This window comes from Hyphococcus lacteus, assembly GCF_041058985.1.
Taxonomy (GTDB): domain Bacteria; phylum Pseudomonadota; class Alphaproteobacteria; order Caulobacterales; family Parvularculaceae; genus Hyphococcus; species Hyphococcus lacteus.
In genome coordinates this window covers 135700-156842 of sequence record NZ_JBEHZE010000002.1, presented here as the reverse complement: position 1 = coordinate 156842, position 21143 = coordinate 135700, and the positions used below count along the sequence as shown (strand labels likewise).

13 protein-coding genes and 1 tRNA gene are annotated in these 21143 nt (G+C 51.2%); 7 read left to right on the top strand and 7 right to left on the bottom strand.

Annotation, left to right across the window (positions count from 1 at the left end; all coding sequences use genetic code 11):
* Positions 1-231: 231 nt before the first annotated feature.
* From ABFZ84_RS14130 to ABFZ84_RS14115, 4 genes are all read right to left on the bottom strand, one after another.
* Positions 232-3429 (bottom strand): efflux RND transporter permease subunit, encoded by a 3198-nt coding sequence (locus ABFZ84_RS14130; RefSeq protein WP_369314723.1) that lies wholly within the window; start codon positions 3427-3429, stop codon positions 232-234.
* Between the two features lie 3 nt (positions 3430-3432).
* Positions 3433-4659 carry an efflux RND transporter periplasmic adaptor subunit gene (locus ABFZ84_RS14125; RefSeq protein WP_369314722.1) on the bottom strand — a complete coding sequence of 409 codons (1227 nt, stop codon included), beginning with the start codon at positions 4657-4659 and terminating at the stop codon, positions 3433-3435.
* A gap of 1 nt (position 4660) precedes the next feature.
* Positions 4661-6109 carry an efflux transporter outer membrane subunit gene (locus ABFZ84_RS14120; RefSeq protein WP_369314721.1) on the bottom strand — a complete coding sequence of 483 codons (1449 nt, stop codon included), beginning with the start codon at positions 6107-6109 and terminating at the stop codon, positions 4661-4663.
* A 273-nt stretch (positions 6110-6382) separates the two neighbouring features.
* Positions 6383-6456 (bottom strand) — tRNA-Cys (locus ABFZ84_RS14115).
* Positions 6457-6644: 188 nt separating this feature from the next.
* Here ABFZ84_RS14115 and ABFZ84_RS14110 point away from each other — a divergent pair.
* From ABFZ84_RS14110 to ABFZ84_RS14090, 5 genes are all read left to right on the top strand, one after another.
* Entirely contained in the window at positions 6645-7298 is a 654-nt protein-coding gene (locus tag ABFZ84_RS14110) for a protein-L-isoaspartate O-methyltransferase family protein (RefSeq protein WP_369314720.1), read from the top strand.
* Between the two features lie 140 nt (positions 7299-7438).
* The gene (locus ABFZ84_RS14105; protein WP_369314719.1) at positions 7439-8779 is read left to right on the top strand and encodes a TolC family outer membrane protein; all 1341 of its coding nucleotides are present in this window, start codon (positions 7439-7441) and stop codon (positions 8777-8779) included.
* A gap of 175 nt (positions 8780-8954) precedes the next feature.
* Positions 8955-9455: a DUF2497 domain-containing protein gene (locus ABFZ84_RS14100; RefSeq protein ID WP_369314718.1), complete on the top strand. Its 501-nt coding sequence runs from the start codon at positions 8955-8957 to the stop codon at positions 9453-9455.
* Between the two features lie 101 nt (positions 9456-9556).
* Positions 9557-11623 carry a prolyl oligopeptidase family serine peptidase gene (locus ABFZ84_RS14095; RefSeq protein ID WP_369314717.1) on the top strand — a complete coding sequence of 689 codons (2067 nt, stop codon included), beginning with the start codon at positions 9557-9559 and terminating at the stop codon, positions 11621-11623.
* A gap of 106 nt (positions 11624-11729) precedes the next feature.
* Entirely contained in the window at positions 11730-14495 is a 2766-nt protein-coding gene (locus ABFZ84_RS14090; protein WP_369314716.1) for a valine--tRNA ligase, read from the top strand.
* Between the two features lie 30 nt (positions 14496-14525).
* Here the strand turns inward: ABFZ84_RS14090 and purF are convergent, their stop codons facing one another.
* The 3 genes from purF to radA all read right to left on the bottom strand — a co-directional run bounded on the left by purF (position 14526) and on the right by radA (position 18243).
* Positions 14526-15962, bottom strand: a complete 1437-nt coding sequence (gene purF / locus ABFZ84_RS14085) for an amidophosphoribosyltransferase (protein WP_369314821.1) — start codon at positions 15960-15962, stop codon at positions 14526-14528.
* A gap of 131 nt (positions 15963-16093) precedes the next feature.
* Positions 16094-16780 carry a CvpA family protein gene (locus tag ABFZ84_RS14080; RefSeq protein ID WP_369314715.1) on the bottom strand — a complete coding sequence of 229 codons (687 nt, stop codon included), beginning with the start codon at positions 16778-16780 and terminating at the stop codon, positions 16094-16096.
* Between the two features lie 101 nt (positions 16781-16881).
* Complete coding sequence (radA, locus tag ABFZ84_RS14075; RefSeq protein ID WP_369314714.1) at positions 16882-18243, bottom strand: DNA repair protein RadA; 1362 nt, start codon at positions 18241-18243, stop codon at positions 16882-16884.
* A gap of 234 nt (positions 18244-18477) precedes the next feature.
* Here radA and ABFZ84_RS14070 point away from each other — a divergent pair, with 234 nt between their 5' ends.
* Both ABFZ84_RS14070 and ABFZ84_RS14065 read left to right on the top strand, forming a co-directional pair.
* Positions 18478-19731, top strand: coding sequence for a response regulator (locus tag ABFZ84_RS14070; RefSeq protein ID WP_369314713.1), 1254 nt, complete (start codon positions 18478-18480; stop codon positions 19729-19731).
* 11 nt (positions 19732-19742) lie between these two features.
* A complete protein-coding gene (locus ABFZ84_RS14065; RefSeq protein ID WP_369314712.1) occupies positions 19743-21143 on the top strand; it encodes a carotenoid oxygenase family protein in 1401 nt (466 codons plus the stop codon).

The window sequence follows — 21143 nt, the reverse complement described above, 5'->3', positions numbered from 1 at the left end:
AACAAAGGCGTCTCAGTTAATCTACTATCTTTTCGCAATAAAGTTCATTTTTTGTGAAAGGTACCGGCCGGTTGAGGAGAAAACGCCACATACGAACTGAGACGGCCGCGTTTGGGGGAAACGCGGCCGGTACTCACTGTCGTGGGGTATGGTGGGTATCTTCTCGGGAGAAGATATTATTAAGGTCTCATCAAGGAGTTAACATATGGTTAATTGGGGCAAGGGATCATCTTACTCGGCGGGTCTAAAAGACGGCTTTTCTTGATGACCGCCAGCACTAATAGCCGATTCGCCGACGGGACGAGAGGCGTCGTCCTCGCTTTCGGCAGATGCACCATAGCCCAAGGGAATTTGCGGTTCTCCGGTCCATGCCCAGCGGTAAAAGCGGGCGATATCTGCACCGACGGCATACATCGCCGGAACGAAGAGCAAGGTGACAAACGTTGCGAAGAATACCCCAAATGCGAGGGAAACGACGGTCGGCATCAAAAATTGAGCATCGGTAGACCGCTCGAACATGATTGGCAGAAGACCGATAAAGGTCGTCAATGAGGTGAGCAGGATTGGACGGAAACGGCCAACACCGGCCCGTACCAAGGCAGCGAAAGCGCCTTCGCCGCCCGCCCTAAGGCGATTGACGTAGTCGATCAGTACCAAATTGTCGTTGATAACAACGCCGGCGGCCGCACCAATTCCGAAGAATGAGAACAGAGCGAAATCCAGGCCGAAGAGAGCGTGACCAAAGACTGCCCCCATAAAGCCAAACGGAATTGCCGACATGACCAAAACCGGCTGCCAATATGAGCCAAATGCGATTGCCAACAACATATACATAGCAAAGAGAGCGACCGCGTAGAGGGCCAGAAACTCGCTCATGAATTCGGCCTGTTCCTCTGCATCCCCCCGTTGAGCCAAGGAGACATTGGGGTGACGTGCTTTGAATTCAGGCACAAATTCTTCGCGATATATTTTCATGATCGCTTCGCGGTCGGCATTCTCCAAAAGCTCACCGGTGACACGGGCGGAGCGTTGACGATCACGACGGTCAATTCGTTTAAAGCTGGGAGCAAAATTTGCGTCAGCCACGGCCGCGAGAGGGACCTCACGTCCGTCGGGTGTACGAATACGCATGTTTTCAATCGTGGTGAGCGACTCGCGGTCGGAACGTGGATAACGAACCATCACGCGAACGTCTTGACCACCACGGGGCAGACGCTGAACTTCTTCGCCATAAAATGACTGGCGTATCTGGCGCGAGACTTCGCCCAAGGTCAGGCCAAACCGTTCTGCACCGGGTTTTAAGCTGACTTGTAATTCCGGTGTTGCTGATTGGAGGTTGTTCCTAACATCATAGGTTGCGGGAACAGATCGTAGAAAATTTTGAAGATCAATAACACCAAGCCGTAGTTCTTCGAGATTATCGGATTCAATGCCGAAAGAAAGGTCTGGCCCACCATCGTTAAGCGTATATCCGATGTTGATTTCTTCAGCATCAGGAATATCCCCCAACTGTTCTCGGAATAATTCCGCAACATCTTTTGTGGATTGTTTGCGTTTATCGGCAGTGACGATAGTGACATACGCGTTCACGTCGGTTTCGGCCGCACCAATGTAAACCGACTTAATAAACTCAAGGTCGGGGGTGTTTAGCTTTGATTTTAATTTCTCGGCAGCAAGTTCGACTTCTTCGAATACTTGTTGTGAGCGATTCCACGGGGACCCTTCCGGCATTCTGACCGATAGTGACAGGAACGTGCCTTGAACTTCGGGCATAAACTTAAACGCGATCCACCCTTGCGACATTATGGCGGTCGCAATCACGAATGCACTAATGAAAAAGGCAACAGTGAAATAGCGGAATGTCAAAGCTGTCTTGATGACCGGCCGGTATACATTATTTGCAAAGTTTACCAGCCCTTCAGAAAACGTTCGTTGAAAACGATAATACGCGCCTTCCTTGTTCTGCTTTTTCATATGCGCGAGGTGCGATGGCAAAATCAGAAAAGACTCCACGAGTGAAAAAACAAGCGCAAAAATGATCGTTAAAGTAATGTGCTTGGTGAATTGTGATGTACCGCCGGAAATAAACAACCATGGTAAAAATGCGATCATGGTTGTCAGAACAGCAAACAAAACAGGTTTGGCTACAAGCTGTGTTGCGACAATGGCCGCATCAACGCCTTTGCCGCCGTTCTCGACGTCATTGTGAATCGCTTCACCGACGATGATGGCATCATCAACGACAACCCCAATCACTAAAAGAAATGCGAAAAGCGAAAGCATGTTTAGCGAGACGCCCGCCATAGGCATAAAAATAAATGCGCCGCCGAATGAAACTGCGATCCCGATGGTTGTCCAAAATGCGACGGTAGGGCGGAGGAAAAGGAGAAGAACAATGAGCACTAAAACCATACCAATTAAGGCGTTGGTAGAAACCAAATCCATCCGTCCAAAATAGACATCTGCGAAATCAAACCAGATATATAGCGTTACCTTGTCACCTAACTCTTCATTCTTTTCATCGAGCCATTTGTTCACCGCTGCCGATAGCTCAACGATGTTTAGTGTTTCCGGCGAGTTTATGGCTATATTGACGGTCGGCTTACCATTCATTTCGCGTCGGGCTTTTACATCTTCAAATCCGTCAATGACATTGGCAACGTCGATGACGCGGATCGTTGATCCATCAGGGTTTTGACGGATGACGATTTTTTCAAATTCTTCGGCGCTATCGGCGAGATTCCGTGTAGCAACCTGAATATTGCCGGTATCGGTTCTTACCTGACCACCGGCCAAATTGAGCGATGAACCGCGAATAGCGCGTGATACATCGTCAAAGGTGAGGCCATAACGACGAAGACTGTCTTCTGAAACTTCGATTGAAACTTCTTCATCAACAACGCCCCATAGATCGACAAGTGGCGATCCATTCGGAATTTGTGAAACTTCATCGCGGAGCTCCCGCGCTAAGCGGTATAGTTCTCTCGGTTCGATATCACCATAAAGTGCAACGAATTGGGCAGGGTCATTGGAGCGCCACTGACTAACCACAGGCGGGTATGAATCCTGAGGCAGTGTCGATATGCCGTCGACACGATTTTTGATTTCATTCAGGAAGTAAGTGGCGTCGACACTTTCGATGCCTTCGACATTGATGCTGGCAACGCCCTCGCGTGCGGTGGACATAACATGTTCCACGCCATCAATATCGGAGATCGCTTCTTCTATTCGAAGAATGATTTGTTCTTCGACTTCGGGCGGCGAAGCGCCGGGCCAAACGACGCTTACCGTTGCACCGTTAAAGCTGGCAGACGGGAAAACCTCTCGCTCAAGTTTCATGAACGCCATTGCGCCGGCCACGATACACGCAACCATCAACAGGTTGGCCGCTACTGAATTTTTAGTCCACCAGGCAATAATTCCGTTCACAGCCTACTCCCTAGACGTTACGTTGCGGGTCGCGGACGCTGACAGTGGAGATGGTTCATCAGTGTTCTGCGGATCTGTTGGCGCAACTTCATCGCCTTCTCCGGCACCGCGCAATGGCGATATGACAATGCGTTCGCCGCTGTTGATGCCGCTGGCGAGCGTAATGGTATCCCGGTCGGAAGAAACGATCTCGATCGTGCGTTCAATGAGGGTATTGTCATCACTGATGACGTAAACTTTGTCACGCCCATAAAGCGCTGAGCGCGGTAGAACGATCGCATTTTCGTAGGGTTTACCCGTGATCACACCGTTAGCAAAAAGACCCATGGCAAGTGGTGTTCCGTTATCGGCACCCGTGCCATACGGATCATCAACGACGGCAATTGCGATGACTTGGCGCGTCGCTGAATCAATAGAGCCATCGGTGCGTGCAATGCGCCCCTGCCAATTATGGTTTTTACCGGCCAATCGCGCGCTAAGTGCAACATTCGGCCCCGGATTATTTTCGGTTTCAACAAACGCTAGTGGAAGGCCAAGTTTGGCAAGATCATTGTCGGTCAGGGCCAGCCGGATTTCAGCGACATCAGTAGAAAAAATACGGCCCAGTTGTGCACCGGGCGATACAAACTGGCCAACACCCGCGATGCGTTCTCGCACACGCCCGGGGAAGGGCGCGCGAATGGCAGTGCGTTGAAGATTTATCTGAGCTGCTTCCATTTCCGCGCGTGCGGCTTCAAAATTGGCTCTTGCTTGCGCTAATTGCGGGATACGCAAAGTAAGTTGGGATGGCGTCTCGTTCGGGTTCAATTCTTCAAAATCACGACGAGCCAAATCCGCTTCTGCCTCTTCAAGGCGAAGCGTTTGTTCAGCCTGAGCAACACGCGCTTTTGCGGCGGCAACAGCTGCGCGATAGTCGGTATCTTCGATTTTGATGAGCATGTCGCCTTCGTCGAATGCGCCACCATTGACGAATGATGGCGACGTTTCGATTACGCGACCAGAAACTTGTGCCGTAAGATTTATATCTGTGAGCGGACGGACCTCGCCCTGTGCGTTAACATCCAGTGTTACCGATTGTGTTTGCGCCGTTGTGAAAAAGACAGCGGGGGCTGCGGCGACTGGCTCTTGCAATTCAGGCTCTTCTCGCAACGAATTCATGATTGAGACAATCAAGATCAACACGACAAATATGCCGAGTGTCCCAAATACAGTGTATAATTTACGACTCATTCTACTCTCCGGCATCCACGGCAAGGGCAGCCAGTTTTTCTTGCGTCAGGAAGTCCCCGCCGATCGCAAGATAAAGCTGCACGCGGTTAGAAACGCGTTGTTGTTGCGCTTGAATATATTGGCTCTCGGATGAAATTCGCCGCGTTTGCGCATCCAAAAGGTTGAAGATTGTTGCTGCACCACTTGAGTAGCGACGTTCGGTCAGGTCCTCTGCTGCTGCGGCCTCCTCATAGGCGAGGCGAAGCGCGTCTTCGCGTGCGGCCAATAAAGTCTCGGCTGCAATCGCATTTTCTGCCTCTTGATAGGCGGTGAGGGTAGTTTGCACATAATCGAACAACGCGCTCTCAGCGGCGGCACGCGCGCGCTTTGAATTCGCAATAAGCCGGCCACCCTGAAACAAAGGCTGGAACAAACCAGCTGCCATGTTACCCGCCAAACGTTGTGGGTCGGTCAAGTCTGCGAAATCGGGCCCCGAAGTACCTGCGCGTGAGCTGAGTGTTAGTTGGGGCAAAAATTGTTTGCGTGCTGCACGTGATCGAAGGCCGGCGGCCTCCATGCGGGCTTCGGCTGCCACAAGGTCTGGGCGACGCGCTAGAATATCGCCCGGTGCGCCTGCACCGGCGAGCGCGGGCAGAACTGGTAAGGCTTCGGCCGCTTCGAGTTCAGCGCCGGGATAACGTCCAAGAAGAACTTCGAGCGCGCGTGAGGCTTCGAGTTCTAACCGTTGACGCAATGCGAGGTTGGCCTGACTGCTTCCGAGGGCTGATCGCGAAAGACGCACATCGAGACTAGAAGAAACGCCACGGTCGTATCGGCGTTCAGTCACGCGAAGGTTTCGTTCACGGGCTTCGGTGTCGCGATCTGCGAGTTCGCGTTGTTGACGTGCCTCAATAAGAGCGAACCATGATTGTGCAACCCGTGCTGCAATAGATAGTTGCGCGCCATAGAGGTCGCCTTGCGCGGCTCTTGCGTCACGATATGAAGCGCGCGTCTCGTCCGTGAGGCGGCCCCAGATATCAAGTTCCCAGCTTAGTGATCCGCCTAGGGAGAAATTATTGATGTAAAGGCGGTTGCTGCTTGTTGTTGTACCGCCGCCAGCTTGCGCCGCCGTTGTAGGGTCGGTGACAATCGCGCTGCGCTGGGCATTAAAGTTTGCCCCGACCGTGGGCAGCATGGCTGCTCGGCTAATCCCGGCACCGGCGCGAGCCTGATCAAGGTTGGCCGCAGCGGCAAGAAGATTGTTGTTGTTCTCCATTGCTTCAGAGATCAATGAGCGAAGCATGGGGTCGTTAAACGCGGTAACCCAGTCACCAGTGGGTGTCGCACCTACCGAATCATCGGCGGTCCAAGCCGCCGGTGCTTCAGGTAACTGAGCTTCTAATAATTCCTGATTTACGCTTGCGCATGATGCTGTCATTAAAGCGATCAGCGCGACGCCCCCATATTTCATGGAGTTTTCTCCCTTTTTGGCTCGTTGGCCCTCGCGGCCCCTTAAGGCACTGTATTCTTCGCTAGACGGTTGATCCGCAAGCACCAATCGGCAGGTGGTTCCGTCCGTGCGGCGAGCGGCGTTTCAACATAGTTAATTCTAACCAAATGAAGCTCAGGGCGTTAAAATTATTATGAAGATATCGACCTTTTGACAAAGAAATCCGCGGGAATTTTGTTAATTTCGCCGATAAGTTGCAAAAATCGCGATCTAACGGATAATTTTAAGGGAAAATGGAGGCCACGGCCGGAATCGAACCGGCGTACACGGCTTTGCAGGCCGCTGCGTCACCACTCCGCCACGTGGCCGAAGAAAACTGAACCGCCATGTGGTGATATCGGCACGGCTCAGCAGAGGGCCGACCTCTTAGCGCGGAGAATCGCTCTGGTCAAAGGGGTTTTCTCCTATTCGTTTAATGAAGTGATTTTGGCGCGTTGCATGGCGGCCCGCTCGGTTGTATGCCCCATCTGGATTTAACGACGATCGAGGGCCTGACATGAACTTTAACGAAGCGCGGCGGCGGATGGTTGATAGCCAAGTGCGCACAAATGACGTCACCGACATTCGGCTTCAAACAGCAATGGAAACGATCCCGCGTGAGATCTTTTTGCCCGTCGCCCTGCGTGATCAGGCCTATGTGGAACGCGAAATCGCCTATGCGCCCGGCCGTACATTGCTGACGGCGCGTGATTTCTCAAAATTGGCGGCCATAGCAGAGCCTAAAGCTGGGGATTTGGTGCTGAATGCGGTGGCCGGCTCTGGGTACTCCACGGCAATTCTGGCGCAGCTCGTCGATATGGTCGTTGCTGTTGAAAGCGATGAAGAATTGTCAGCAACAGCGCAGGAAAACATTAATGCGCTGGATCTTAGTAACGCGGCAGTTCTTGCGGGGCCATGCGACGCTGGTGCTGCTGAGCAGGGACCGTTTGACCTCATTTTCGTTGGCGGTGCTATAGAGAAGCGCCCGGATGCTTTGTTGTCCCAACTCAAAGATGGTGGCCGATTGGTTACCATTCTTCGTAAGGCGGGTGTTTCGCGCGGTGTCATCTATCGCCGAAATGGTGAGGCTTTTGCTTGCACAGAGAAGTTCGAGGCTGCGACGCAGGCCATCTTGCCTGGCTTTGAAGCGGCAAAATCCTTCGTATTTTAACACGATATTCACCCTATAAGCTGCTCAATCATCTTGAACATTGGTCAATATCTTTGAATTAAGATTAGGCCAGGGTGAGGGTCGCTGATTCGCAACATGGTGTTGGGATGTGAGGCGATTGTGCATGAGGGAGTGTCGTCTTGCGTGTTTTCCTATTACCGCTGATAGCCATTACTGCGGCAGCTAATATACAGACTGCGGGCGCGGAAACGCTTCAGGATGCATTGTCTCTTGCCTATCAAACGAACCCGAACATTAGGTCTGAGCGCGCGCGTTTGCGCGCCACCAAAGAAAGCCGGGCTCAGGCGTGGGCTGGCGCATTGCCGCAGCTTTCTGCGAGCGCAGCTTATAACAAAGTCGATGGGAACCAGACCACGAGCTTTACGGGTGCGCCGAGCAAGACGGACACAAAGCTTGATACCAAAACAGCGGGCGTAACCGCAGAGCAGCCGATTTTTACGGGCTTTCGTAATTTCAATGCAATCAAACAGGCCGGGGCCCGAATTCGTGCGGGCGGTGCGCAATTGATCGCTACAGAACAACAGGTTTTGAACGATGTTGCGACGGCCTATTTTAATGTTCAGCGTAATATGGCGGTGTACGAACTAAATAAACAAAATGTGACCGTGCTTTTGCGCCAACAAGAAATGGCGAGCAGACGATTTGAAGTTGGTGAGCTTACGCGAACCGATGTGGCACAGGCGGATGCACGCCTTGCACAAGCCAGAGCTAATCTTTCAAGCTCGCAAAGTGAGCTTGCCATTGCACGTGCTGCTTACGCCGAACTGGTTGGTCAGGTGCCAGCCGACCTTGAGCCAGTAACAAACCTGCCAACATTGCCAGATACCATAGATGCCGCACAGAACCTTGCGCAGACTTATGCCCCAGCCTTAGTTGGTGCGCGAGAGCGGGCTGAGATTTCACGCCGCCAGATTAACATTGCGCGGGGTGCGATCTTGCCGTCTGTCTCCTTGACGGCGGGTTATCAGTACGCAGAAGAGCCAAGCTTGTTCGTCGATAACACAGAAGAATTTACGTTTGGGGCACGCGCATCCGCCCCGATTTTTCTCGGCGGGTTGAACTTTTCGAAAATCCGCGAAGCAAAAGCCAATCACTCAAGCGACCGTGCATTACTTATGGCCGCAGAACGTCAAGTTGAAGCGCAAACCATTTCTGCATGGGAACGATTGGTCGCTGCGCGCGCGATTGTGCGATCAGCCGAAGCCGCGGTGGAGGCGAATGATCTTGCCCTTGAGGGCGTCCGGCGCGAATCTTTAGTGGGTAGCCGAACAACACTTGATGTCTTGAATGCAGAGCAAGAAAACTTGAACGCGCAAGTCGCGTTGGTCAGTGCTCAACGCGATGCACAAACGGCAGCTTTTGGTTTGCTTGCGGCGATTGGGATTTTAACGCCGGATGCAATCGGAATTTCATCGGATATCGGTGGAGAGAGCGCACTTGAGCTTTACGACGAAGGTTAGGCTGCGCTAATATTCGCGAAACTAGGGCGTTATGTCGGCCAAATATTACGAGCAATAAAGGCCGAAGCATCGACTAGGTCTTGATAAGTGCTGCGAAGCGCCTGAAAACAGAATTTCAGCGGTTTAATCTACGCCGAATTTGTCGTAATTGACCCTCCAGAGGAATAATAGGTCAATGGAAAACGCCCAACCAGAACCGAGCATGGAAGAAATCCTTGCATCCATCCGTCGGATTATTTCCGAGGACGAGGAAGAACAGGCTCCGCCTACCAAACCGGTAGAGGCGAAAAAGCCAGAATTGACCCTAAAGGCGGCCCCACAGGCCGCTGAGGAAACGTCCTCCACCGTTACACCGATTAAGGCTGAAGAGCCCCAGAAGCCCACAGCTTCTGATGATGAAGGCATTGAAATGATTAAACAAAACATGGCCGAAGCAATGGAACAGGACGCTGACGAAGAAATTCTCGATCAGGCGACGGCAGACGTGGCGAGCCAGGCGTTCCATAACCTTTCTCAATCCGTTCGTATTTCCGAAGGTCCCGGTCGTACACTAGAAGATATTGTGGTCGAAATGCTGCGCCCCATGGTTAAAGAATGGCTTGATGCGAACCTACCGGCGATTGTTGAGGAAAAAGTTGAAGAAGAAGTACAGCGGGTCGCACGCCGCCGCCGCTAAACGCCACTTTTATCATAATTGTAAAAGCCGGCTTTTAAGCCGGCTTTTTTTTCGTCTGAGGCTCCCCATTTGGGAGTGATCTGGAAAAATGAGTCCCCTCAATGAATTCTTATCCGCACAGTAGAACCGTAGACCAGGCAGACGATTTTTTTGGCGAAAATGTTTCAGACCCCTATCGGTGGCTCGAAGATGACGTTCGCGATAGCGCTGAGGTCGCGGCGTGGGTTACGGCTCAAAATGTCCTTTCCAGCACTTATCTGAGTTCACTTGATTTTCGTCAGGATATCGAAGGCCATTTGCGCCGTTTGTGGAACTACGAGAAATTTTCTCTGCCCGTGAAGCGAGGGAACCGGTATTTTTACAGTCGGAATGACGGCCTCCAGAACCAATTTGTCTTGTACGTTCAAGATGGGGACGATGTCCCGCGAAAGTTGATTGACCCTAATGAATGGTCGGACGACGGTGCAACTGCGCTCGCGTTTTATAAGGCCAGTCCCGATGGCCGTTTGCTTGCCTATATGGTCCAGGATGGCGGATCTGATTGGCATACAATCAAGATTATCGATGTCGATACCGGAGAAGTGCATAGCGATACAATCGAGTGGGTCAAATTTTCCGGAGTAAGCTGGGCGAAAGATGGATCTGGATTTTATTATTCGCGCTATCCCAAGCCAGATCCCGGTGCTGAGTTTCAGAGCCTCAATTTAAATCAGGCTGTCTATTTCCACCGGTTAGGCGATGAAGCTGAAAACGATCGTTTAGTTTATGCCCGCCCGCATCAGCCATCGCATGGTTTTTCGGCTGAGGTTAGTAGCGACGGAAGTGCGCTGGTGATCACAGTCTGGATGGGTACTGATGACCGATACGAAGTTGTATTGATCGATTTAGGTCGTGAGAGCGCGCCACCAGTTCAATTGGTGACAGGCTTTAACCACAATTACAGTTACATCGGCAGTACCGATGGTCGCCACTTCTTTTTTACGGATGAAAATGCGCCAAAGGGCCGTGTGGTTTCGGTATCGGATTACCTAAATGGCGGAAAACATAGTTGGTTCGACGTTATTGCTGAGCAAGTTGGAGTGTTGGCTGGCGTTTCCATTGTGGGTGGTCGAATTTTTGCGAACTACATGGAAGACGTTAAATCGGTTGTGCGTGTGTACTCGATTGCGGGTGAAGATGATGGCGTTGTGGATTTGCCTGGCGTAGGAACTGCTACGGGATTTGCGGGACAACCCGAAGATCAAGAAACATTCTTTTCCTTTGAGAGCTTTAATCAGCCGCCCTCGCTCTACCGATATGATATTTCAAAAGACAATTACGAAGTATTCAAAGAAAGCGCCGCGCCATTTGATCCGGCAGATTATATCGTGCGTCAAGTGTTTTATCCGTCTAAGGATGGAACCTGCATCCCAATGTTTATTGCGCACCATAAAAATCTCGAATGGTCGAGTGGTGCCCCGACGCTGCTTTATGGTTATGGTGGGTTCAACATTTCGCTGACCCCAGGCTTTTCGGTGACACGGCTGGCATGGATGGAAATGGGCGGTGTTTTAGCAATTGCCAATATTCGCGGTGGCGGTGAATATGGAAAAGATTGGCACAATGCCGGTCGGTTGTTGAACAAGCGAAATAGCTTTGATGATTTTATCGCCGCTGGTGAATATTTGATCGCGCAAGGCATAACGACGAACCGGCAACTCGCGATCCAAGGTGGTTCGAACGGCGGGTTGTTGGTTGGCGCAGTGGTCAATCAGCGGCCAGAACTCTTCGCGGCGGCGCTGCCCGCCGTGGGCGTAATGGATATGCTTCGGTTTAATCAATTCACGGCCGGGCGATTTTGGGTCGATGATTATGGGGACCCAGCAAATGAGGCAGATTTCCAGAACCTTCGTGCTTATTCGCCCTATCACAATATCCGTTCGGGGGCCGACTACCCGGCAATTTTGGTGACGACGGCCGATACCGATGATCGTGTGGTGCCGGGGCACAGCTTTAAGTATGCTGCGGCGCTTCAGGCCGCAGATATTGGCGATGCGCCACATCTGATCCGAATTGAGACCCGTGCCGGACATGGGGCGGGTAAGCCGACCGACAAAATTATTGAGGAATATGCCGATATGTGGGCTTTCTTATGTGCCCACACGGGGCTCGATCCTTATAACCGTTGAATTTCGCCAAAAGCGGTTGAGCAAAGCTCGGCCGAGCGATAAACCCAAATATTCGCGCTACCATTTTGCGTGCGCATACAGAAAACGCTAAAGAAGACCCAAGAATATGCTCGAAAAATCATTTGATTTCGCTGCCGCAGAAGCCCGCCTGTATGAGGCATGGGAAAAATCCGGGGCCTTCAAGCCTTCGGACAATGATGGAGCGGATGCATTTTCTATTGTCATTCCGCCACCCAACGTTACGGGCAGCCTGCATATGGGGCACGCGCTAAACAATACACTTCAGGATATTTTAGTGCGGTTCGAGCGAATGCGTGGAAAATCCGTTTTGTGGCAGCCGGGTACAGACCATGCGGGCATCGCCACCCAGATGGTTGTTGAACGCCAGCTCATGGAAAATCAGGAAGCTTCACGCCGCGATATGGGGCGAGAAGCCTTTGTTGAGCGGGTCTGGAAATGGAAAGATGAATCTGGCGGTACGATCATCAACCAACTTAAGAGATTGGGTGCGACCTGTGATTGGTCGCGCGAGCGGTTTACAATGGACGAGGGGCTTTCAAAAGCCGTCGTCAAAGTTTTCGTACAGCTCCATAAAGAGGGGCTGATCTATCGCGACAAACGGCTTGTTAATTGGGACCCGAAATTTGAAACGGCGATTTCTGATCTAGAGGTCGAGAACAAAGAAGTTGATGGACATTTTTGGCATTTCAAATATCCACTAGAAAATGGTGAAACCTACGAATTTCCGATTGCGTTCGATGACGATGGAGAGCCTACAGAGTGGGAAACGCGGGACTATATTTCTATCGCGACGACGCGCCCTGAAACGATGTTGGGTGATGGCGCGGTGGCAGTTCACCCTTCTGATAAGCGCTACGCATCGATTGTCGGTAAGCGTTGTTTGTTGCCGCTAGCAGACCGGTATATTCCGATTATTACGGATGAATATCCGGACCCTGATTTTGGTTCAGGTGCGGTGAAAATCACAGGCGCGCATGATTTCAATGACTACCAGGTCGCCCGACGTAACAATATTGATCTGTATGAGTTGCTCGATAGTAAGGGCGCTATGTTGGATGCAGATTATATCCCGGAAAAATATCATGGAATGGATCGGTTTGATGCGCGTAAAGCGGTTGTCGCTGATATCGATGCACAAGGCCTTTTGATTCAGACCGAAGATAAAAAAATAATGCAACCATTCGGTGATCGGTCAGGCGTTGTTATTGAGCCGATGCTGACCGATCAGTGGTATGTGAATGCCGAAGAATTGGCTAAGCCAGCCATCAAGGCGGTTGAAGATGGCCGTACACGGTTTATTCCGGAAAATTGGTCAAAGACCTATTTTCAATGGATGAACAACATCGAGCCATGGTGTGTTTCGCGCCAGCTCTGGTGGGGGCACCGGATACCTGCTTGGTATGGGCCAGACGGCACAATTTTTGTTGCCGAGAATGAAGTCGATGCAAATAAACAAGCTATCGCTAAATATGTTGCTGACGGTATGTACTCTGGCGAAGAAGCCAACAAAATGCTGTTGGACGCTGACAACAAAGGCGAGGCGATTCATATTTTGCGGCGGGATGAGGATGTTCTTGATACGTGGTTCTCATCAGCGCTTTGGCCGTTTTCAACATTGGGCTGGCCTGATGAAACGGCGGAACTGAAACGATATTACCCGACATCAACACTTGTAACGGCCCACGATATTATCTTTTTCTGGGTTGCACGTATGATGATGGGTGGCATCCATTTCATGGATGAGGTTCCGTTCAAGGATGTTTATATACACGCGCTCGTTCTTGATGAGCACGGTCAGAAAATGTCGAAGTCGAAGGGCAATGTTATTGATCCGTTGGTTCTGATCGACAAATTCGGTGCGGATGCCTTGCGATTTACCCTGGCGGCTCAAGCAGCGCAGGGACGTAATATTCGCCTGTCCGAATCTCGCGTAGAAGGCTATCGCAATTTCGGGACTAAACTTTGGAATGCGGCTCGTTTTTGTGAAATGAACGAATGTAAACCTGATGCTGCCTTCGATCCTGCATCAGTGAAGCAAACGATCAATCAATGGATTGTGCACGAGGCCAACCAGTGTGCAGCTGATGTAACACGTGAGATTGAAGCGTTCCGGTTTAATGATGCTGCTGGCGCAATTTATAAATTCGTTTGGAATATTTTCTGTGATTGGTACCTAGAACTGGCTAAGCCAATTTTTATGGGCGACGACGACGCTGCAAAAGCGGAAACACGCACGGCGGCTGCTTGGTCGCTTGACCGTATACTGACATTGCTTCATCCCTTCATGCCTTTTGTAACTGAAGAACTGTGGGCATCGTTCGATGACCGTGGCGCACTTATTACATCAGTTTGGCCATCTTTCGACGCTGCATTGACGGATGATGAAGCGGCGAAGGAAATGAGTTGGGTTGTCGATTTGATTACAAACGTCCGGTCCGTTCGACAGGAGATGAACGTACCAGCCGGCGCGAAAATCCCGCTTGTTTATATTGGACCTGATAAAGACTTGATTTCGCGGCATGAGAACGTTCTGTCTCGCCTTGCGCGTCTTTCAGAAATCACGACTGCGGACGCAGCACCGAAAGGCGCAGTTCAGATCGTTCATGGTGACGGTATGGCGGCGCTGCCGGTTGCCGGGCTGATGGATATTGGCGAAGAAAAGGCGCGCCTTTCAAAAGAGATTGCAAAAGCCGAGGGTGAGATTGCGGGTATCGACAAAAAGCTTGCGAATAAGAATTTTGTTGAGCGCGCCCCGGCGAGTGTGGTTGAGGAACAGCACACGCGTAAAGCTGGGTTTGAAACGCAAATTGCTAAACTGAATGAAGCGCTAGAGAGACTGAAAGGGCTTTAAGCCATCGGTCGCGTTCCGAAAAACTTAGTGTTAGCTAGTTTCAGCGAGAAAAGATAATTGTGTGATCATCGCATCGCGCGATTCAGCATCATGATCAGTTAGCTTGGTCGGGTAATCACCGGTGAAGCAATGATCGGTGAAGGCCGGGGCGGCATCGTCGCGTTTGCCCTTGCGGAAGGCTTTATAAAGGCCATCAAGCGACAGGAAGGCGAGGCTATCAACGCCAATTAGCTCGCGCATTTCTTCGACCGAACGGTTTACCGCCAACAGCTCTGAGTGGGACGGCGTGTTGATACCGTAAAAATCTGGATGAATAATCGGCGGGCAGGCGATACGCATGTGGACTTCTTTTGCGCCTGCCTTGCGGAGCATTTGGCTAATCTTGCGTGAAGTTGTTCCGCGTACGATAGAATCGTCAATTAGAACAACCCGTTTTCCTTCGATCAAGCTACGGTTAGGTGAGTGCTTGCGCGCAACACCAGCTTCGCGAATGCGCTGTTCCGGTTCAATAAAGGTTCGACCGATAAAGTGACTGCGGATCAAGGCCATTTCATAGGGAAGGCCGGTGTGTTGAGAAAAGCCAATCGCCGCGGGTACACCCGAATCGGGAATGGGCGAGACGAGATCAGCTTCGCAATTTGCTTCGAGTGCCAACTGTTCACCTAGGCGTTTGCGCAACTCATAAACACTTTGGCCATCGACCACAGAGTCGGGTTTAGCGAAATAGATCAGCTCAAATATGCATGGTCGAGCATGTTCTTTTTTGGGAAAGACTTGTCTACTCTCGATGGTGCCATCAGCGCGGCAGATTACGACTTCACCCGGATTAATGTCGCGCACGAATGTGGCACCGATGATGTCCAGCGCACATGTCTCTGATGCTAGAATTGGTGCGCCATCAAGATCGCCGAGAATTAGTGGGCGAATTCCGACTGGATCGCGCGCACCGATTAATCCTTCCGGCGTTAAAACAGTGAGGGCATAAGCACCTTCGACTTGTTTCAGACCTTCGATTAATTTGTCTGTCACTGAGATATATTGTGAGCGCGCCGTTAGTTGCAGGAAAATTTCTGAGTCTGATGTTGATTGGAAAATACAACCGCGCCGGACAAGATCCGCGCGTAAAGTTTTGGAATTGGTGAGATTGCCGTTGTGGGCGATGGCGATGCCCGTGCGATCTAGGTCGGCATAGAGTGGCTGTACATTCCGCAGGACTGTTTCGCCTTGCGTGGAGTATCGCGTATGACCAATCGCACTTTCACCGGGTAGGCCGTTTAGCGTTGCAGCGTCTGAGAAATTGTCGGAGACAAGCCCCATGAACCGCTCATTGTGGAAATGTTTGCCGTCATAGCTTGCGATGCCAGAGGCTTCTTGACCGCGATGTTGAAGGGCATGAAGGCCGAGTGCTGTAAGTGCTGTCGCGTCTTTGGTACCAATGATGCCGAATACGCCGCATTCTTCGATCATCTTTGGTGCGCCAACAATGGCCTCCAGCGCAGCTTGATGCTGTCGGTATAGAGGTGCTTCTTTTTTTAGGTAGTGTGCCGCACGTTCTGCGAGGGTGAGCGAGGTGTCGCTATTTTCCTCAAAGACAAAGCTCATTGCGGCGATTCCTCGTTTAAAATGTCGGCAATCGGATCTAGTTCCTCCGAAGCCTTTGGTTGTTCAGTGGGCGTTTGAGTGGCGGCAATCGCCGGGTCCGTTGTCGTCACCGTTGTGACAATTTCATTCAGGCCCTTCCGGTCGCTTCTTTGATACCCGCTGACCGATGCGTCAACAGCATCTTTGTCATTTTTCGCTTTTTCGGGTGCGTCAAGATCGGCAGTTTCAGGCGTAAAACTCTCAAACCAGTGGGCCATGCCCGCAGCAATGGGTTGGGTGAACGCTGTTTTCACCTCTTCAGGCTGCTTTGCTTCATCGAGATAGTAAGTGTACCCCAAATAGGCAAGGCCGATCAGGACCAGTCCTCGGAAGAAGCCAAAAACACCGCCGCCGATCCTGTCTGCCAGTTTGGCGCGTCCCTCGAGTGGAAAGCGTTTAAGCCCAATATGGAGCCCAATATGAGCTGCGATGAAAAAGATGCCGATGAGAATAACAGCGATGATTGCGGTGCCGAAGAAGCTTCCGGCTTGACCGGTAATCGCCAAGACAGGTTCGAGGAACAGGAGGGTGGCACCGCCGCCGATAGCAAGCGCGATCAGGGTTGATAATTCGCGCAACCCGCCGCGCAAGATTGCAAACGCGGTCGAAAGACCAACTATAACGAGAACTAGGAGATCAAACATTACCGAACCCGCCTATCATCGCCCCAAAAACTATAGGGCGAGTCGTACACTTCCCCCGCGTTTTTGATAGCCGCGATAGGGTGATTTCTCAACCGCTTTGATCAGGGATTGCGCGCCCATGCAACCAAATCTGCAAGTGTTGCGGCTTCTTTGAGCTTAATTGGGTTGGCAACGCCGCTGGCGGGGCCCAACGCACCCGCAAAACCAAGCTTTTTGGCTTCCTTCAATCGTGCATCAGATTGATTCACTGGCCGCACCGCCCCAGAGAGCGCAATCTCGCCAAAAACGACACAATCCCTCGGTAAAGGGGAATCGAAGAGTGATGAACATAGCGCAGCCGCCGCTGCGAGATCAGCGGCGGGTTCGGCGATCCGCAATCCGCCCGCCACGTTTAAAAACACATCATTGCGCCCGAAATCGAGACCAGCGCGCGTATCCAACACCGCAAGGATCATCGATAAACGCGCTGAGTCCCAGCCCACAACAGACCGCCGCGGCGTCGCAAGGCTGGATGGGGAGACAAGCGCCTGAATTTCAACGAGGACCGGTCGTGTTCCTTCGATACCAGCAAAAACGGCGGCTCCTGAAACCGGCGTATTGCCACTCGATAAGAATAGCTCAGAAGGGTTGGCAACTTCGCGCAGTCCATCCGTAGACATTTCGAAAACGCCAATTTCGTGGGCCGCGCCAAAACGGTTTTTGACCGCACGAAGGATTCGGAAATCGCGCCCTTGTTCGCTTTCAAAATAGAGAACGCCATCGACCATATGCTCTACGACGCGAGGACCCGCGATTTGGCCATCCTTAGTGACGTGGCCGACCAATAAAACAATCGTGCCGGTTGATTTCGCGAAGCGCACCAATTCTTGTGCGCAGGACCGCACCTGCGTTACGGTGCCGGGTGCCGCCGGCAGCGCATCGGACCAAAGTGTTTGGATAGAATCGATAATAACGGCATCTGGCTGTTCAGCTTTGAGCGTCGCCAGAATATCACGCAATGATGTGGCCGAGGCGAGGTTTACCGGTTCATTTTCGACACCAAGCCGCTTTGCTCGCAATCGAATTTGTGCGGTGGCTTCCTCCCCAGAGATATATGCGACGTTCGCACCGCGTTTTGCCAAGCCGGATGCGACTTGAAGTAATAAAGTTGATTTTCCCACCCCAGGGTCACCGCCGATTAAAAGGGCAGATCCGGGAACAAGCCCACCACCACAGGCGCGGTCAAACTCTGCGTTGCCGGTCGGGAGCCGGGGTGCTTCTTCAATAGTGCCAGAAAGCGAGGTAAACTCGACTTTTTTGCCCTTCGATTGAGCAGGGTTTTGGCTCAAGCTTCCCGGAGGGCCAGCTTCGCTTGTTTCAAGCTCGATCGAATTCCACTCGCCACATGCTTCGCAACGGCCAGCCCATTTTCCGTAAATGGCTCCGCATGATTGGCAAACATAGGTGTCGGTGTTCTTGGCCATTTGCTCTCAGTTTAAAAGTGTTCGACAGGGGCTGGCGTACCCTATTTGTTCTTGTCGATAAAGGGCTTTCTTTTCACGACACCTATAGAAAAGCAAACATTACCGGAGGTAGTGAAATTTTAGGAATACACCAATAAATATGTATATCCGAGGAGCGTAGCTCCTTGGGGAACGTTTGCTAACCAGAATGGTCGCTTAGGCGGGAGCGCGACACGATACGGAAGTTTTAGAATAATGATTCTGACGATCATACTTGTCGCGCTGTCAGGATTTGGTGGAAGTTTGATCGGGTGGTTAGTGACCCGAGCCAAAAAAGCCGAAGAAACCCAGCGCCAATGGCAAGCCGATTCAGCGCTTTTATCGGTATCAGCGCATCAACTCCGTACACCGCTCAATCAAATTGTGGGTGTTCTACAGATGATGGATTTTCAATCTGTTGATCTTACGGCCAAACAAAAAGAGTTGGTCGACGTTCTTCAGCAGGGAACAAGAAATCTAAACACTGCGCTTATCGACATTCTCGATCTGCTTGATCTTCAAACGCAAGAATTGGTTCTTGATACCGGGCCGGTTGACCTAAACAAGCTTACGGAATCGCTCACGCGTCGCCACAAAAAAATAGCGGCTCAAAAGGGCTTGGACCTCGTGTTTGACACACGAAAGCTATCGCATTTTTGGTATGTGTTTGATGACGTTCGTGTCATTCAAAGTATATCGAGCTGCCTCAGTCAGTGTCTAACCCAAACAGAAACTGGCGGGGTCTATCTTGGATATGATTATCGACTGAACGCGCAAAATTCGGACGAGGGCGACTTGGTCGTTACAATTCGTGACGATAGCGTCGGAATGGATCAATATGCGGCTGAAGCCTATTTCTGTCCGCAAAAATATTTGATCAATCGCCACATGTCTGGCGCTGAGGGGCACCGCCTTGGTTTGATATTGGCGCGGATGCTTATTGAAAAAATGGGCGGAAAGCTTTCGGTGAAAAGCGCTATCGGTAGCGGCGTTACATTTTCCCTTTCTTTTCCAGCAAAAAAGGTCGCGGCACCAAAACGCGAAACAGTATCGTCAGATGCGCCGTTGACGGATCAAATTTCACGCCTGTTGGACGGGAAGCTAATTTTGGTTGTTGATGACAATGACGCGAACTTGATGATCATCAAAGCGTTTCTTAATCAAATTGGCGCAACGCAAATTCATACAGCCCAGAATGGCGTCGAAGCGGTAAAAGTGGCCGCTGAATATGATTTTGACCTTATCCTAATGGATATTCAAATGCCTGATATGGATGGCGTGACTGCCTCGAAACTTATTCGGAATAGCGGCCATTCCAGTGCTACAGCGCCGATAATCGTTTTGACGGCGGCGGCTAGGTCAGACGATATCGAAAATTATCGCGAAGCGGGCCTGAACGAGGTCCTCGCTAAACCCATCGTTGCGGATGATCTGTATCAAAAGGTAGTCAACGTTTTTGAGGGCATGTAACATGCTCGCTTATGAACGATATGGCACCAATCAACCCGAACTCTAAAAATCCATACCTTAAGGGCCTCTATGCGCCCGTGATGGAGGAAGTGAGTGCGGATAAGCTCGAAATTATCGGTGAAATTCCGCGCGAACTCCACGGCGGTTATTTCAGGAACGGCCCAAATCCGTCCTCATCGCCTAAGGGCATGCATCATTGGTTTGATGGCGACGGCATGTTGCATGGCGTTTGGTTTGAAAATGGATCCGCCCGCTATAAAAACCGATTTGTTCAGACGCATGATTTGAAAACTGGCGGCGCTGATGCAATGCCGGGCATTTTTGAACGGTCAGCCGACAGGGATGGCCGAACGGTTCATTATCGCGATACAGCGAATACAGACGTTGTTTACCATAACGGGAATTTGTTGGCTCTTTGGTATATTTCGGGTCAACCAGTGGCCGTCGATGCTCATACGCTTGAAACGATCAGAATTGAAAATTTCAACGGGAAACTACCTCGGAATATCTCCGCCCATTCAAAGGTTGATGCGACTACGGGTGAGTTAGTATTTTTCGACTATGCGCTTTACGAGCCAAAAATGTGGACCGGCACCGTTTCGGCAACAGGTGCGTTGACCCATTTCCAAGAGATCGAACTGCCGGGGCCGCGATTGCCTCATGATATGGGCATGACGGAGAATTATACGATCCTGCATGACTTGCCCGTGATCTTCTCAGAGTCAGCTATACGTAACCGGCTGTGGCAAATTCATGTGGCGGACCAACCTACGCGTTTTGGGGTCCTCCCGCGTAAAGGTGGAGCGCCGAAATGGTTCGAGTTTCCAACGTGCTATATTTATCATGTGATAAATGCGTGGGAAGAGGAAACGCCCAATGGAACCGAAGTCGTAATGGCTGCATGTAAAATGGTGCCTAACGGCTTCTCGCCTGATCCACAATATGGTGCATATTCGGCCATGGCAGATGTTCTGGCGCTTCGTGCGCAGCCATTTATATGGCGGATGAACATGGCAACAGGGGAAGGGCGTGAGGAACAACTCGACGATGCGGTGTCTGAATTTCCGGTCGTTGATAGCCTGAAAACGGGGCGGAAAACCAAACACTCCTACCACGTTGTTTTTGACGATTGCATCGAGCAGCGTTTTTCAGGTTTGGTAAAATACAACCTAGAAACTGGTGCCAGCGAGCGTCATTATTTTCCAAAAGGTGTTTTTGGATCTGAACCGGTTTTCGTTGCGCGTGAAGGTGGCGATGATGGATTTTTAATTACATTCACCACGGACCTGGCAGGTCAGTCAGAAGTGCATATTCTTGACACTGAAGATATGAGTGCAGCCCCGGTCGCACGTGTGAAATTACCGCAGCGTGTACCGCTAGGGTTTCACGGAACTTGGGCACCAGGCGTTTAA